This window comes from Micromonospora sp., from assembly GCF_048594385.1.
Classification (GTDB): domain Bacteria; phylum Actinomycetota; class Actinomycetes; order Mycobacteriales; family Micromonosporaceae; genus Micromonospora; species Micromonospora wenchangensis.
On sequence record NZ_JBMDWU010000262.1, the window covers coordinates 1 to 13,632 of the forward strand.

Sequence of the window (13,632 nt, forward strand, 5' to 3'; positions counted from 1 at the left end):
GAGGCGGAGCGCTTCTTCGGCCACCTCTCCCCCACCGATCACGCCGACCTCATCCGCATCCTGCGCACCCTGCGCGACTGACTGCGCCCCTCGTCACCCGCTCCGCCCGACCCCGACTCAGACCTGCCCCAGCTCAGCCCGACCGACCCTGCCCGACCAAGTGGCGGCGGCTGGGCTGGGCTGGGCGTAACGGGTCGGGGGCGGGGTATGCGCGGTCGGTGCGGGTGGTGGTGGTCGGTGCGGGGTTCTCGGGGCTCGCCGCGGCGGCGGCGTTGTGCCGGGGTGGGGCGCGGGTGCTGGTGCTGGAAGCCCGGGATCGGGTCGGGGGGCGGGTGGCGACCCGGTGGCTGGACGACGGCACGACGCTGGACCTGGGCGCGCAGTGGATCGGCCCGACCCAGGAACGGATGGCCGCCCTGGTGGCCGAGCACGGGCTGACCATGTTCCCGTCGGCCGCGCAGGGCCGGCCGGTGGTGCGCTGGGACGGGCGGTTGCGGGAGACACCGCCGGAGTCGGTCCGGCAGACGGTCAACCTGCTGGACGACCTCTGCGCCGGGGTGGACCCGGCGGCTCCGTGGCGGGCGGCGCGGGCGGACGAGTGGGACCGGCTCACCCTCGGCGGCTGGTTGAGCACCGCCGCACCCGATCCGGTGACCGCCCGGTACGTGGGTCGGCTGATCGCCGGCGGGTTGCTGGCGGTGGACCCGGACGAGGTGTCGCTGTTGCAGGTGCTGTTCTATCTGCGCAGCGGCGGCGGGAGCGGGTTGCTGCTGGGGATGGCCGGGGGTGCCCAGCAGGATCGACTGGTGGGTGGGCCGGCCCTGCTGGCGGAGCGGATGGCGGCGGCGCTGCCGTCGGGGACGGTACGGTCCACGGAACCGGTGCGGGCGGTCCACCAGGACGGTCACGGGGTGGTGGCGTACACCGACGAGGGGGCGTACCGGGCGGAGGCCGCGGTGGTGGCGGTGGCCCCGGCGCTGGCGGGCCGGATCGCGTACTCACCGGCGCTGCCGGCCCTGCGCGACGCGTTGACCCAGCGGATGCCGATGGGGTCGGCGTTGAAGCTGCACGCGGTCTACCCGACGCCGTTCTGGCGGGCCGACGGGTGTTCCGGGGTGACCACGTCGACCGACGGGCCACTGACCGAGACGGTGGACAACTCGACGCCGGGTTCGACGCGTGGGGTGCTGACCGCGTTCAGCTACGGCCGGCAGGCCCGGGAGCTGCGCCGGCTGTCGCCGGGCCGGCGACGGGCGGCGGTGCTGGCCGCGCTGGTGGAGCTGGTCGGTCCGGCCGCCGCCGGGCCCGACGACCTCGTCGAGTACGACTGGTCGGCCGACGAGTGGACCCGGGGCTGCTTCTGCGGGGCGCTGACCCCCGGTTCGTGGCGGGACCACGGTCCCGAGCTGCGCCGGCCGGTGGGGCGGGTGCACTGGGCGGGCACCGAGACGGCGACCCGGTGGGCCGGTTACCTGGAGGGCGCGGTGCTGGCCGGCGAGCGGGCGGCGGCCGAGGTCCTGGCCGGTCCCGGCACCTGACGCACCCACCCACCTCCCGACCGTCAGAGGCACCGCCGACAGCACCACGTGCAGCACTCGATAATCTTGATTCTATCTATTGAAAACTATCTCCGGCCGTGACCTAATACCTGACAGTTCCTTTCGTTGCTCCCGCCGCAACCACGCGGTATCCCCCAGGGAGGGAAAGATGAACCGTCTCCGTACGCTCACGGGCACGCTGCTGACGACCGCCACCATGGTCGCCGCCACCCTCGGCGTCGTCACCCCGGCCACCGCCGCCCCGGCCGGCCTGCCCGGCATGGACGTCTCCAGCTACCAGGGCAACGTCAACTGGTCCGCCGCCTGGAACAACGGCGCCCGGTTCGCCTACGTGAAGGCCACCGAGGGCACGTACTACACCAACCCGTACTTCGCCCAGCAGTACAACGGGTCGTACACCGTCGGGATGATCCGGGGTTCGTACCACTTCGCCCGGCCGGACACCACGACCGGCGCGACCCAGGCCAACTACTTCGTCGACCACGGCGGCGGCTGGTCGAAGGACGGCCGGACGCTGCCCGGCGCGCTCGACATCGAGTACAACCCCTACGGCGCGACCTGCTACGGGCTTAGCCAGAGCACGATGCGCAGCTGGATCGCCTCGTTCGTCAACCAGTACTACGCCCGCACCGGGCGCTGGGCGACGATCTACACCACCACCGACTGGTGGACCACCTGCACCGGCAACTACAGCGGCTTCGCCGCCACCAACCCGCTCTGGCTCGCCCGGTACGCCGGCACGGTGGGCACGCTGCCGGCCGGCTGGGCCACCTACTCCTTCTGGCAGTGGGCGTCGTCGGGCACCTTCCCGGGCGACCAGAACGTCTGGAACGGCACCCTCGACCGGCTCCGGGTGCTGGCCTGCAACGGCCCCTGCTGACCGCGACCGGAGCACCGCAGCCGCCCGGCCGGCCCGGTGACGACCCCGGCCACCCCGGAGTCGTCACCCCGGTCGACCCCCGGCACCTCCCCCACCCCTGAGGAGCCCGCCATGTCCGTACCCGTGTCCCGGCGCAGCGTGCTGCGCGGCGCGGTCCTGCTCGGCACCGCCGGGGCGCTCGCGCCGACCCCGTTCGGCGGATCCGCCGCAGGCGCCGCCGCGGTGGGCCACCCCACCGTCGACCCCACCCCGACCACCGGCGGCACGCCGGCCGGCGGCAGCGCCCTGACCACCGGCAGCACGTCGGCCGGCGGCCGGGTCGCCCTCGGCCGCGTCGACCAGCCGGTGATCGCCAACTGCGCCACCTGGGGAGCCCGACCGCCGTCGTCGCCGGTGAGCGTGGTCCCGAACCGACCCAACAAGATCATCGTGCACCACACCGCGTTCCCGAACTCGACCGACTACAGCCTGGCCCACGCGTACGCCAACTCGCGGGAGATCCAGGACCTGCACATGGACGGCAACGGCTGGCTGGACTCCGGGCAGCACTTCACCAACAGCCGGGGCGGCCAGCTCACCGAGGGTCGGCACGGCAGCCTGTACGCGCTGCTGCACGGCCAGACGATGGTGCAGGGCGCCCACTGCGTGGGGCAGAACAGCCAGGCCATCGGCATCGAGAACGACGGGATCTACGTCGACGTGCAGCCGCCGCAGGCGCTCTGGGACAGCCTGGTGGTGTTCTGCGCGTTCACCTGCCAGCAGTACGCCATCCCGGCCAGCCAGATCTACGGCCACAAGGACTTCGCCAGCACCCAGTGCCCGGGGCTGCTGCACGACCGGTTGCCCGAGCTGCGCTCCGCCGTCGCCGCTCGACTGGGTTGATTGCTTATATAAGTGATGCCTGATACAAAGGGGACCGTGCACGCCTTCGACGTCCTCGGCGACCCGGTACGTCGGCGCATCCTCGAACTGCTCGCGCAGGGCGAGCGGAGCGCCGGTGGGGTCTGTGCGGTGATCCAGGAGGAGTTCGGGATCACCCAGCCCGCCGTCTCGCAGCACCTCAAGGTGCTGCGGGCCAACGGGTTCGCCACGGTCCGCCCGCAGGGCGCCCGCCGGCTCTACGCGGTCGATCCCGCCCCGCTGCGGGAGGTCGACAGGTGGTTGGAGGGGTTCCGCCGGTTCTGGACACCGGCCCTGGACGCCCTGGCCACCGAGATCGCCCGGGGTCGGCGCGAACGGCGGGCGCACACCACAACGGACGATCCGACCGAGCACCGGAGCACCTCATGATCGAGACCAGCCAGCAGATCAGCGCCGTACGACGCACCGTGGGCAGTCGCACGCTCGAAGCGGGCGAGGCGCGGGTGCTGACCATCAGCCAGACGTACCCGACGACGCTGGACGACCTCTGGGACGCCTGCACCAACGCCGAGCGCATCCCGCGCTGGTTCCTGCCGATCTCGGGCGACCTGCGGTTGCACGGCCGCTACCAGTTCGAGGGCAACGCCGGTGGCGTGGTGCAGCGCTGCGACCCGCCGAAGAGCTTCGCCGCCACCTGGGAGATGGGCGACGAGACCAGCTGGATCGAGGTCCACCTCACCCCGGAGGGCGACGAGCGGACCCGGTTCACCCTGGAACACGTCGCCCACGTCGACGACGTCCGGTGGACCGAGTACGGCCCCGGCGCGGTCGGCGTCGGCTGGGACTCCGGCCTGCTCGGCCTCGCCAGCCACCTCGACGCCGACGGTGGGGGGATCACCCCCGACCAGGCCGCCGAATGGATCGGCTCGCAGGACGGGCGGCGCTTCATGACGCTCAGCGGCGAGGCGTGGGCCGAGGCCGACATCGCCGGCGGCACCGACCCGCAGGCCGCCCGGGCCGCCGCCGCCCGCACCATCGCCGCGTACACCGGCGCGCCGCCGGCCTGACGGTACGGGTCGCGCCGGGTCGCCGGCCCGACGCAAACCCGGGTGCGTGCTGTCGGTGCCGGCGGTCAGACTGGGCGGCATGTCGATGCGCCGCGCCGAAGACGTCCTCGCCCTGCACCGCGCCGGGCAGCGGGTGCGCTACCTCTGCTTCTGGGGGCACCAGCCGCAGCGGGACGGCACGGTCGGCCACGGCTGCCTGAGCCAGTGGTGGCCGGCGTCGTTCACCGTCGACGGGCGGCGCTTCCCCACCGCCGAGCACTGGATGATGTGGCGCAAGGCGCTGCTGTTCGACGACGCCGAGGCCGGGGAGCGGGTGCTCGCCGCCGGCCACCCGCAGCAGGCCAAGGCGGTCGGCCGCCAGGTCCGCGGGTTCGACCAGGCGGTGTGGGAGGCCGAGCGGTACGCCGTCGTGCTGGCCGGCAGCCTGGCCAAGTTCGGCCAGCACGCCGACCTGCGGGCGTACCTGCTGGGCACCGGGGACCGGGTGCTGGTGGAGGCGAGCCCGGTCGACCGGGTGTGGGGGGTCGGGCTGGCCCCCGACGACCCGCGCGCCGGGGACCCGGGCCGCTGGCGTGGGCTCAACCTGCTCGGGTTCGCCCTGATGGAAGCCCGGGAGATCCTGCGCGACGACCGGCCGACCGACCCCGGGCCGACGGCGGACCTGCCCTGAGCCGGGTGGCCCGGGGGCGGTAACGTGCGGCGGCATGACCGTCCTGCCGTACGCGCACTGCCACTACTGCGGGACGGCCTACCCGCCGGACGCCGGCTGGCCCCGGTTCTGCGCGGCCTGCGGCCAGACGGTGTGGCGCAACCCGACCCCGGTCGCGGTGGCGCTGCTGCCGGTGCGGACCGACGCCGGGCTCGGCCTGGTGGTGGTACGCCGGGACATCGAGCCGGCCCGAGGCCAGCTCGCCCTGCCCGGCGGTTTCGTCGAGTACGGCGAGGAGTGGTCCGAGGCGCTGGTCCGGGAGCTGCGTGAGGAGACCGGGCTGGTCGACGAGGCGCAGCGGGCCCGGCTGTTCGCGGTGCACGGCGCCCCGCACGGCGGCACCATGATGGTCTTCGGGGTGCTGCCGGAGCGGCCGGCCGCGCAGCTGCCACCGTCGACGCCGACCGAGGAGGCCACCGAGTGGCTGGTCCTCACCGAGCCGGTCGAGCTGGCCTTCTCGACCCACACCCGGGTGCTGGCCGACTTCCTGGCCAGCACCTGAGGCGGAGCGCCCCCGCTGATGGCGGGACCGCCCGCATCCTGACGGGACGGGTCAGCCGCGGGTGTTCCAGACCAGGGGCGCTGCGCGGATCCACGCGTCGTCCTCGATCGTCCGGACGAGGAACCGGGCGAGGTCGGCGCGGTTGATCCGCGCGCCGGGCTTCTCGGTGCCGGCCTCGGCGGCCCGTACGTGGCCACCGGCGGGCTTGTCGGTCAGGGTCACGGCGCGGGCCAGGGTCCAGTCGATGCCGGACACGGCACGGACGACCCGGTCGACACCGGTGTGGTCCTCGAAGCCCGTTCTGATGTTCGACAGCCTGATGAACGCCCTGACCAGCGGGTTGAGCCGCGCCCAGTCGTCGCCCGCGCCCTGCGTGGAGGTCAGCACGATCCGGCGGATGCCCTGCTCACCCATGACGGTGAGGGTGTGGCGGGCGGCGGTGGTCATGAACATCGGCGGGCTGACCGGCCTGGCCCACGGGTTGTCGGAGGCGCGGGCGTTGTTCAGCACGCTGATCACCCCCTCGACGCCTTCGGCGGCCCGGCGGATGTCGTCGATGGTCGCCGGGGTGCCCCGGATCAGCTCGACGCCGGCCGGTGCCTGCACCTGGTCGGGGTCACGGACGAGCGCGCGGACGTGGTGACCGCGCTGAGCCGCGTACGCCAGCACGTGAGCGCCGGTACGGCCGCTGCCGCCGAGGACCAGGAGGTTCTTGCTCATGGTGATCAGATGCCTTTCGCTCGGTTCCGGGGTGGGTCAGGCGGCCGGCCGACCGGTCAGGGCAGAGCCCGCTCGGCGGGGCAGCCGGGATCAGGCGCGCTGGGGGACGGCACAGCCGTCCGGTCCGCAGGCCGGGCCGTCGCCGGCGTGGCCGGTGCGGGGGTGGCTGTCGTTCCAGACCGTGCGCAGCAGCTCAAGGAGGGTGTCGCTGTCCTGGGCGCCGGGCACGCCGTAGCGGTCGTCGACGACGATGAACGGCGCGCCGGTCGCCCCCAGGCGCTGGGCGCGGGCCGCGTCGTCGCGGACCTGCCGGCGGTAGCGGCGGTCGGTGAGCACCTGGCGGGTCTGCTCACGGTCCAGGCCGAGTTCGTCGGCCAGCCCCAGCAGGTCGTCGGAGGAGAAGACCGGCTCGGCCCGGCCGAAGTACGCGGTGAAGATCGCGTCCCAGGCCGCACGGTTCCTGCCCTGGGCGCTGGCGTGGGCGAGGAACTCGTGCGCCAGGTCGGTGTTGCCCACCGTGTTGTCCAGCACCTGGTACGGGGCCAGCCCCTCGCTCGCGGCGAGCTTCTCGATCCGCCGGGTCGAGGTCTCGGCCTGGCTGCCGTCGACACCGTGCCGGCGGAGCAGGGCCTCGCGGACGGGGAAGGTGGTCCCCTCGGGGAAGCTGCTGCTGAGCGGGAACGAGTGGTGGACCAGTTCCACCTCGTCCGCGTGCTCGAACCGCTCGATGGCCCTGGTCACCCGGTGGTTCCCGAGGCCGCACCAGGGGCAGGTCACTTCGGACCAGATCTCCACTTTCATCACGTACCTCCTTTTCTTATGAGTTGTGCGTAGCGCAACGGTAGGCCAGCATGGGAGGCGATACAAAAGGCACATCGGTGTGCGTGCCGGAGAGGAATGTGCGTCATGGAGTCGGCCGACGGAACAGCGGCGACGGCGAGGGCGGCGGCGGTCGGGCCGTGCGCGGCCATCCCTGCCGAGCACATGGACTTCATCCGCCAGACCCTCGACCGCGTCGGCGACAAGTGGAGCCTGCTGATCATCGCGGTCCTGGAGTCCGGACCGCTGCGCTACACCGACCTGCAACGGCAGGTCCCCGGCATTTCGCAGCGCATGCTCAGCCTCACCCTTCGCCAGCTCGGGCAGGACGGCCTGATCACCCGCACCGCCTACGCCGAGGTCCCTCCGCGCGTCGAGTACGCCCTCGCCCCGCTGGGCCGCGGCCTGCACGAGATCGTCACCTCGCTGATCGGCTGGGCCGCCGACCACCACGACGAGATCCGCGCCAACCGCGAGCGCGCCGCAATCACCGGGGCCTGACCGCCACGCGAGCGGAACGCCCCCTCCTCGCCGGCCGGCACCGACCCGACGCGCCCGGCCGGGCTGCCGGCGTCAGGTCAGCCGGCGGCGTCGGGTCAGCCGCGGGCCGGCTGGGGGGCGAACGGGACGCTCGGCGTCGGGACGGTGGCCTGGTCACCGGCGGGGTGTCGCCACAGGCCCCGGGCCCGCAGGATCGGCAGCACCCCCTCGCCGAACCAGTACGCCTCCTCCAGGTGCGGGTGGCCGGAGAGGATGAACTCGTCGATGCCGAGCGCGTGGTACTCGGCGATCCGGTCGGCGACCTCGGTGTGGCTGCCCACCAGGGCGGTGCCGGCCCCGCCCCGGACCAGCCCCACCCCGGCCCAGAGGTTCGGGGCGACCTGCAGCCCGTCGCGGCTGCCGCCGTGCAGGGCCAGCATCCGGCGCTGCCCCTCGGACTCGCTGCGCCGCAGCCCCTCCTGGGCGGCCCGGATGTCGGCCTCGTCGATGCCGTCGAGCAGCCGGCCGGCCTGCGCCCAGGCCGCCTCGGCGGTGTCCCGGGCGATGACGTGCAGCCGGATGCCGAAGCGCGGCGACCGGCCGGCGTCGGCCGCCAGGGCGCGGATGTGGTCAAGCTTGCCGGCCACCTGGGCGGGCGGCTCACCCCAGGTCAGGTAGACGTCGCTGTGCCGGGCGGCGACCGGGCCGGCGGCGGCGGACGAGCCACCGAAGTAGACCGGGGGCACCGGGTCGGGCAGCCGGGCCAGCCGGGCGCCCTCGACGCGCAGGTGTTCCCCGACGTGCTCGACGGTCTCCCCCCGCCACAGTGACCGCACGACGTGCAGGAACTCGTCGGTGCGGGCGTACCGGGCGTCCTTGTCGAGGAAGTCGCCGTAGGCGCGTTGCTCGGCGGACTCCCCGCCGGTGACCACGTTGAGCAGCAGCCGGCCGCCGGACAGGCGCTGGAAGGTGGCGGCCATCTGGGCGGCGAGGGTGGGTGAGAGCAGCCCGGGGCGGAACGCGACCAGGAACTTCAGCCGTTCGGTGACCTCGGCCAGCATCGCGGTGGCCAGCCAGGCGTCCTCGCACCACGCCCCGGTCGGGGTGAGCGCGCCGACGAAGCCGAGCTGCTCGGCGCTGCGGGCGATCTGCCCGAGGTAGGCGACGGTGGCGGGACGGGCCCCACCGGCGGTGCCGACCGCGACGCCGTGGCCGCCGCCGACGATGTCGCGGCTGTCGCCGTAGGTGGGCAGGAACCAGTGGAAGGTCAGCGACATCGGGGGTCCTCCTGAGGGATGGGACGACGGCCACGACAGGCTACCCATAAATCCTATCGGCTTGGTAGGTTACTGCGCGCCGCCGACCTGCGGCGTCGCGAGCCCACCGTCCACTTCCGAGGAGCCGACATGCCCACCCCGCCGAGGAGCCTCCGCCGGCTGGCCACCGCCCTGTTCACCGCCCTGTCCCTGGCCGCCGTCGGCGGGGTCACCGGCTGCGCCGACGACGCCGACGCGCAGGCCGGCAAGGGCCCGCTGCGCATCGGCTACCAACGCTTCGGCGGGCTGAGCCTGGTCAAGGCCCGCAACGCCGCACCCGACGCGCAGTGGTCGCTGTTCGAGAGCGGGCCGGCCCTGACCGAGGCGCTCAAGGCCGGTGCCATCGACATCGGACAGGTCGGCGAGGCGCCTCCGGTCTTCGCCGCCGCCGCGAAGATCCCCTTCTCGGTGATCGGCACCTCGGCCCCGATCCCGCAGGGCGAGGCGGTGCTGGTCAAGCAGAACAGCGGCCTGAAGACCTTCGCCGACCTGCGCGGCCGGACGGTGGCGCTGAACAAGGGCAGCAACGTGCACTGGCTGCTGGTCCGGCTACTGGCGGCGAACAACATGACGCTCAAGGACATCAACGTCAAGTACCTCAAGCCGGCCGAGGGACGGCCCGCGTTCGACAACGGCCAGGTCGACGCCTGGATCATCTGGGACCCGTACTTCGCCCTCGCCGAGCAGCCCGGGGTGACGGTGCTCGCCGACGCCACCGGCCTGGCCAGCAACCGCGAGTACGTGCTGGCCTCCCCCGAGGTGGTGCGGGACCGCACCGACGACGTCCGCGCCTTCCTCACGACGTACCGGAAGGTCACCGACTGGGGCATCGCCAACCCCGGCGAACGCGCCACGGTGCTCGCCCCCGAGCTGAAGATCCCGGTGGACGTCACCACCCGGGCGCTGGCCCGCAGCGCCCGCCCGCTGGCCCCGGTCACCCCCGCCGTCGGTGCGGAGCTCCAGGCCATCGCGGACGGCTTCACCACCCTCGAACTCGTCCCCGGCCCGGTCGACATCGCCGGTCGGGTGGACGACCGGTTCAGCGCGGTGTTCCAGTGAGCAGCACCGTGGTGGTCACCGCGCCACCGGCCGCCGTCCCGGCTCCACCCGACGCCGGCCCGCGCCGTCGGGCCGGGCGGCGCTGGTGGCGACTGGTCAGCCCGGTCCTGCTCGTCGCCGGGTGGGAGGCCGCCGCCCGCGCCGGGCTGCTCGCCCCGGACAAGCTGCCCGCACCGAGCCGGGTGCTCACCACCGGCGTACGGCTGGCCGGCGACGGAACCCTCGGCGTCCACCTGCTCGACTCGCTCACCCGGGCCGGCGTCGGGCTGCTGCTCGGCGGGGTGCTGGCGCTGGTGCTCGGTGCCGCCGCCGGCCTGCTCCGGCTCGGTGACGACCTGGTCGACCCGCCGGTGCAGATGGCCCGGATGCTGCCCCACCTGGGGCTCGTCCCACTACTGATCATCTGGGTGGGGATCGGCGAGTCGTTGAAGATCACCCTGGTCGCGCTCGGGGTGTTCTTCCCGATCTACTTCAACACCTACGCCGGCATCCGGGACATCGACGAGCGGCTCGTCGAGGCGGCCCGCACCTGCGGCCTGGGACCGGCCGCGCGGCTGCGGCACGTGGTGCTACCCGGGGCGTTGCCGTCGCTGTTCCTCGGGCTGCGGCTGGCGATCGGGGCGGCCTGGCTCAGCCTCGTCGTCGGCGAGCAGGTCAACGCCCAGACCGGCGTCGGTTTCCTGATGATGGAGGCCCGGGAGTTCAGCCAGACCGACGTGGTGGTGCTCGGTCTGGTCATCTACGCGCTGCTCGGGCTGCTGTCCGACCTCGCCCTGCGGATGCTGGAGAGGAGGACCCTGACATGGCGACGCGGACTACGGGCGACCTGACCGGCCCGACGTACGGGACCGGCGACGCGGCGGACCGGGCGGGCGACGCGGCGGTGCTCACCGCCCACGGGGTGCGGCGGGCCTTCGACGGCCGGCCGGTGCTCGCCGGGGTCGACCTGGCCATCGCCGCCGGTGAGGTGGTGGCGCTGCTCGGCGGCAGCGGCTCCGGCAAGAGCACCCTGCTGCGGATCCTCGCCGGCCTCGACGCCGACGCCCCCGGCGGGGCCCGGGTACGGGGCACCGCCGCCGTGGTCTTCCAGGAACACCGGCTGCTGCCCTGGAAGCGGGTCGGCGACAACGTCGCGCTGGGGCTGACCGGCCCCGACGTGCGGGCCCGGGTGGACCGGGCGCTGACCGAGGTGGGGCTGGCCGACCGCCGCCGGGCCTGGCCTGCCGAACTCTCCGGCGGTCAGGCGCAACGGGTCGCGGTGGCCCGCGCGCTCGTCCGCGAGCCGGACCTGCTGCTGCTCGACGAGCCGTTCGGGGCGCTCGACGCGCTGACCCGGCTGCGGATGCAGTCCCTGCTGCGGCGGCTGCGCGCCGAGCACGGCTTCGCCGCCCTGCTGGTCACCCACGACGTCGAGGAGGCGCTGCTGCTCGCCGACCGCATCCTGCTGCTCGACGGGGGCGTCATCGCCGAGGAGATCGTCGTCGACCTCGGTCCCGTCGGGCACGCCGCCGACCGACCCGCCCGCTCCCCCGAGCAGCCCGCCTTCGGCGCGTTGCGTCGCCGGCTGCTCGACCGCCTCGGCGTACCCGCCGTCTGACCCCGGGAGACCCCGATGACCCGCTGGACACCCGACCCGAGCTTCTACCCCTCCCCCCGCGAGGCGGCCACCGCGCCCGTCGAGAAGCTGGCCTACGTCGCCGCGTTCGACCGTACGGCGCAGCGGCCCGACGCGATCGTCGTGCTCGACACCGACCCGGATTCCGCCGACTACGGCCGGGTGGTCGGCTGGACCGACCTGCCGCACACCGGCGACGAGCTGCACCACTTCGGCTGGAACGCGTGCAGCAGCGCGCTCTGCCCGACCGCCCCGCATCCGCACGTCGAGCGGCGCTACCTGATCGTGCCGGGGCTGCGGTCGTCGCGCATCCACGTGTTCGACACCCGGCCGGACCCGCGCGCCCCGCAGCTGGTGAAGGTGATCGGCGCGCAGGAACTGGCCGAGAGGTCCGGCTACTCCCGCCCGCACACCGTGCACTGCGGTCCGGACGGCATCTACCTGTCGGCGCTCGGCGGCGTCGACGGTGCCGAGGGTCCGGGCGGCATCGCCGTACTCGACCATGCCACCTTCGCCGTCCGGGGAGCCTGGGAGGCCGACCGGGGCCCGCAGTTCCTGGCGTACGACGTGTGGTGGCACCTCACCCAGGACGTGCTGGTCACCAGCGAGTGGGGCACCCCGTCGATGATCGAGGACGGCATCGTCGGCGAGCTGCTGCTGGGACGGAAGTACGGGCACGCGATCCACTTCTGGGACCTCGCCAAGCGCCGGCACGTGCAGCGGGTCGACCTCGGCGACCAGTACCAGATGCCGCTCGAACTGCGCCCCGCGCACGACCCGACCCGGTCGTACGGCTTCGTGGGGGTGGTGATCAGCGTCGAGGACCTGTCGGCGTCGGTCTGGTTGTGGCACCGCGACGTCGACGGCGCGGACGCCGGGTGGGCGGTGACCCGGGTGATCGACATCCCCGCCGAGCCGGCCGATCCGGCCGACCTGCCGGACCTGCTCAAGCCGTTCGGCGCGGTCCCCCCGCTGGTCACCGACATCGACCTGTCGGTGGACGACCGGTTCCTCTACGTCTCCTGCTGGGGCACCGGGGAGCTGCGCCGGTACGACGTCAGCGACCCGTTCCACCCGGTGCTGGTCGGCTCGGTGCGCCTCGGCGGCATCGTGGCCCGCACCGCCCACCCGGCCGCGCCGGACGCGCCCCTGGCCGGGGGCCCGCAGATGGTGGAGGTCAGCCGGGACGGCCGCCGGGTCTACGTCAGCAACTCGCTCTACGGCTCCTGGGACGACCAGTTCTATCCCGACGGGGTGGGCGCCTGGCTGGCCAAGCTGGACGTCGACCCGGAGCGCGGCGGGCTCACCCCGGACGTGCGGTTCTTCCCGCACGGCGAGCAGTTCCGGGGGCTGCGGGTGCACCAGACCCGGTTGCAGGGCGGCGACGCCAGCTCCGACTCGTACTGCTTCCCGTGACCGGGCGGACCCTGCTGGCGGTGGCGGCGCTCGGCGCGTTCCACGGGTTGAACCCGGCGATGGGGTGGCTCCTCGCGGTCGCCCGGGGGTTGCAGGAGCGTCGCCGGGCGGCGCTGCTGGCCGCGCTGCCCCCGGTCGCGGCGGGTCACCTGGCCTCGGTGGCGGTGGTCGCCGCACTGGTCTCCGCCACCCGCTCGGTCACCGCCAGCACCGCGCTGACGGTGACCGGCGGGACGGTGCTGGTCGGGTTCGGGCTGTGGCGGTTGTTGTCCCGGCGGCACTTCCGCTGGGCCGGGATGCGGCTGTCGTCGGCGCAGGTGGCCGGCTGGTCGTTCCTGATGTCGTCGGCGCACGGTGCCGGGTTGATGCTGCTGCCGGTGCTGCTGGCCGACCCGCCGGCCGGCGGGCACGCCGGGCACCTGGCGGCGGCGCCGGCCGGAGCGCTGAGCGGACTGGCCGCCGCCGGGGCGCACACCGTGGCGATGCTTGCCGTCGCGTCGACCGTCGCGCTGCTGGTGTACGAGGTGCTGGGGGTCGGGGTGCTGCGCCGGGCCTGGTTCAACGTGGACCGGCTGTGGGCGGGGGTGCTGGTCGCGGCAGGGGTGGTGACGCTGGCCGCGGCGATCTGA

General features: G+C 73.9%; 16 protein-coding genes. 13 read left to right on the forward strand and 3 right to left on the reverse strand.

Features of this window, described 5'->3' with window-relative positions; genetic code table 11:
* Window positions 1-218 precede the first annotated feature (218 nt).
* From ACOJTC_RS13980 to ACOJTC_RS14010, 7 genes are all read left to right on the forward strand, one after another.
* The gene (locus ACOJTC_RS13980) at window positions 219-1,538 is read left to right on the forward strand and encodes a flavin monoamine oxidase family protein (protein WP_420117179.1); all 1,320 of its coding nucleotides are present in this window, start codon (window positions 219-221) and stop codon (window positions 1,536-1,538) included.
* Window positions 1,539-1,707: 169 nt separating this feature from the next.
* Window positions 1,708-2,439 carry a lysozyme gene (locus ACOJTC_RS13985; protein WP_420117180.1) on the forward strand — a complete coding sequence of 244 codons (732 nt, stop codon included), beginning with the start codon at window positions 1,708-1,710 and terminating at the stop codon, window positions 2,437-2,439.
* A gap of 111 nt (window positions 2,440-2,550) precedes the next feature.
* Entirely contained in the window at window positions 2,551-3,321 is a 771-nt protein-coding gene (locus ACOJTC_RS13990) for a peptidoglycan recognition family protein (RefSeq protein WP_420117181.1), read from the forward strand.
* Between the two features lie 36 nt (window positions 3,322-3,357).
* Window positions 3,358-3,729 carry an ArsR/SmtB family transcription factor gene (locus tag ACOJTC_RS13995; RefSeq protein ID WP_420117182.1) on the forward strand — a complete coding sequence of 124 codons (372 nt, stop codon included), beginning with the start codon at window positions 3,358-3,360 and terminating at the stop codon, window positions 3,727-3,729.
* On the forward strand, window positions 3,726-4,367 hold the full coding sequence (locus tag ACOJTC_RS14000; RefSeq protein WP_357929972.1) for an SRPBCC family protein: 642 nt from the start codon (window positions 3,726-3,728) through the stop codon (window positions 4,365-4,367). Before ACOJTC_RS13995 ends, ACOJTC_RS14000 begins: the two co-directional genes overlap by 4 nt.
* A gap of 79 nt (window positions 4,368-4,446) precedes the next feature.
* Entirely contained in the window at window positions 4,447-5,037 is a 591-nt protein-coding gene (locus ACOJTC_RS14005) for an NADAR family protein (protein ID WP_420117183.1), read from the forward strand.
* Window positions 5,038-5,071: 34 nt separating this feature from the next.
* The gene (locus ACOJTC_RS14010) at window positions 5,072-5,578 is read left to right on the forward strand and encodes an NUDIX domain-containing protein (protein ID WP_420117184.1); all 507 of its coding nucleotides are present in this window, start codon (window positions 5,072-5,074) and stop codon (window positions 5,576-5,578) included.
* 51 nt (window positions 5,579-5,629) lie between these two features.
* Here ACOJTC_RS14010 and ACOJTC_RS14015 read toward each other — a convergent pair whose 3' ends face one another.
* Together ACOJTC_RS14015 and ACOJTC_RS14020 are read right to left on the reverse strand one after the other, a co-directional pair.
* The gene (locus tag ACOJTC_RS14015) at window positions 5,630-6,298 is read right to left on the reverse strand and encodes an NAD(P)-dependent oxidoreductase (RefSeq protein ID WP_420117185.1); all 669 of its coding nucleotides are present in this window, start codon (window positions 6,296-6,298) and stop codon (window positions 5,630-5,632) included.
* Window positions 6,299-6,388: 90 nt separating this feature from the next.
* Window positions 6,389-7,099: a DsbA family oxidoreductase gene (locus ACOJTC_RS14020; protein ID WP_420117186.1), complete on the reverse strand. Its 711-nt coding sequence runs from the start codon at window positions 7,097-7,099 to the stop codon at window positions 6,389-6,391.
* 105 nt (window positions 7,100-7,204) lie between these two features.
* Between ACOJTC_RS14020 and ACOJTC_RS14025 the strand changes: the two genes are divergently transcribed.
* Window positions 7,205-7,618: a winged helix-turn-helix transcriptional regulator gene (locus ACOJTC_RS14025; protein WP_420117187.1), complete on the forward strand. Its 414-nt coding sequence runs from the start codon at window positions 7,205-7,207 to the stop codon at window positions 7,616-7,618.
* Window positions 7,619-7,713: 95 nt separating this feature from the next.
* Here ACOJTC_RS14025 and ACOJTC_RS14030 read toward each other — a convergent pair whose 3' ends face one another.
* Window positions 7,714-8,874: an LLM class flavin-dependent oxidoreductase gene (locus ACOJTC_RS14030; RefSeq protein ID WP_420117188.1), complete on the reverse strand. Its 1,161-nt coding sequence runs from the start codon at window positions 8,872-8,874 to the stop codon at window positions 7,714-7,716.
* Window positions 8,875-9,003: 129 nt separating this feature from the next.
* On the opposite strand from ACOJTC_RS14030, the gene ACOJTC_RS14035 reads away from it, so the two are divergent.
* From ACOJTC_RS14035 to ACOJTC_RS14055, 5 genes are read left to right on the forward strand one after another with little or no spacing between them, the layout of a single operon-like run.
* Window positions 9,004-9,972 carry an aliphatic sulfonate ABC transporter substrate-binding protein gene (locus tag ACOJTC_RS14035; RefSeq protein ID WP_420117189.1) on the forward strand — a complete coding sequence of 323 codons (969 nt, stop codon included), beginning with the start codon at window positions 9,004-9,006 and terminating at the stop codon, window positions 9,970-9,972.
* Window positions 9,969-10,802 carry an ABC transporter permease gene (locus ACOJTC_RS14040; RefSeq protein WP_420117190.1) on the forward strand — a complete coding sequence of 278 codons (834 nt, stop codon included), beginning with the start codon at window positions 9,969-9,971 and terminating at the stop codon, window positions 10,800-10,802. Before ACOJTC_RS14035 ends, ACOJTC_RS14040 begins: the two co-directional genes overlap by 4 nt.
* Window positions 10,775-11,569, forward strand: coding sequence for an ABC transporter ATP-binding protein (locus ACOJTC_RS14045; RefSeq protein ID WP_420117191.1), 795 nt, complete (start codon window positions 10,775-10,777; stop codon window positions 11,567-11,569). The genes ACOJTC_RS14040 and ACOJTC_RS14045 overlap by 28 nt, the downstream gene beginning before the upstream one ends.
* A gap of 15 nt (window positions 11,570-11,584) precedes the next feature.
* Window positions 11,585-13,003, forward strand: a complete 1,419-nt coding sequence (locus ACOJTC_RS14050) for a selenium-binding family protein (protein WP_420117192.1) — start codon at window positions 11,585-11,587, stop codon at window positions 13,001-13,003.
* Window positions 13,000-13,632 (forward strand): hypothetical protein, encoded by a 633-nt coding sequence (locus tag ACOJTC_RS14055; protein WP_420117193.1) that lies wholly within the window; start codon window positions 13,000-13,002, stop codon window positions 13,630-13,632. The genes ACOJTC_RS14050 and ACOJTC_RS14055 overlap by 4 nt, the downstream gene beginning before the upstream one ends.

What these genes read in the sequence shown, in the direction of transcription:
- ACOJTC_RS14025 (WP_420117187.1), top strand. Translation starts at nt 7,205, where the DNA reads ATGGAGTCGGCCGACGGAACAGCGGCGACGGCGAGGGCGGCGGCGGTC.
- ACOJTC_RS14035 (WP_420117189.1), top strand. Translation starts at nt 9,004, where the DNA reads ATGCCCACCCCGCCGAGGAGCCTCCGCCGGCTGGCCACCGCCCTGTTC.
- ACOJTC_RS14045 (WP_420117191.1), top strand. Translation starts at nt 10,775, where the DNA reads ATGGCGACGCGGACTACGGGCGACCTGACCGGCCCGACGTACGGGACC.
- ACOJTC_RS14005 (WP_420117183.1), top strand. Translation starts at nt 4,447, where the DNA reads ATGTCGATGCGCCGCGCCGAAGACGTCCTCGCCCTGCACCGCGCCGGG.
- ACOJTC_RS14010 (WP_420117184.1), top strand. Translation starts at nt 5,072, where the DNA reads ATGACCGTCCTGCCGTACGCGCACTGCCACTACTGCGGGACGGCCTAC.
- ACOJTC_RS14050 (WP_420117192.1), top strand. Translation starts at nt 11,585, where the DNA reads ATGACCCGCTGGACACCCGACCCGAGCTTCTACCCCTCCCCCCGCGAG.
- ACOJTC_RS13985 (WP_420117180.1), top strand. Translation starts at nt 1,708, where the DNA reads ATGAACCGTCTCCGTACGCTCACGGGCACGCTGCTGACGACCGCCACC.
- ACOJTC_RS14030 (WP_420117188.1), bottom strand. Translation starts at nt 8,874, where the DNA reads ATGTCGCTGACCTTCCACTGGTTCCTGCCCACCTACGGCGACAGCCGC.
- ACOJTC_RS14000 (WP_357929972.1), top strand. Translation starts at nt 3,726, where the DNA reads ATGATCGAGACCAGCCAGCAGATCAGCGCCGTACGACGCACCGTGGGC.
- ACOJTC_RS14015 (WP_420117185.1), bottom strand. Translation starts at nt 6,298, where the DNA reads ATGAGCAAGAACCTCCTGGTCCTCGGCGGCAGCGGCCGTACCGGCGCT.
- ACOJTC_RS13990 (WP_420117181.1), top strand. Translation starts at nt 2,551, where the DNA reads ATGTCCGTACCCGTGTCCCGGCGCAGCGTGCTGCGCGGCGCGGTCCTG.
- ACOJTC_RS14020 (WP_420117186.1), bottom strand. Translation starts at nt 7,099, where the DNA reads ATGAAAGTGGAGATCTGGTCCGAAGTGACCTGCCCCTGGTGCGGCCTC.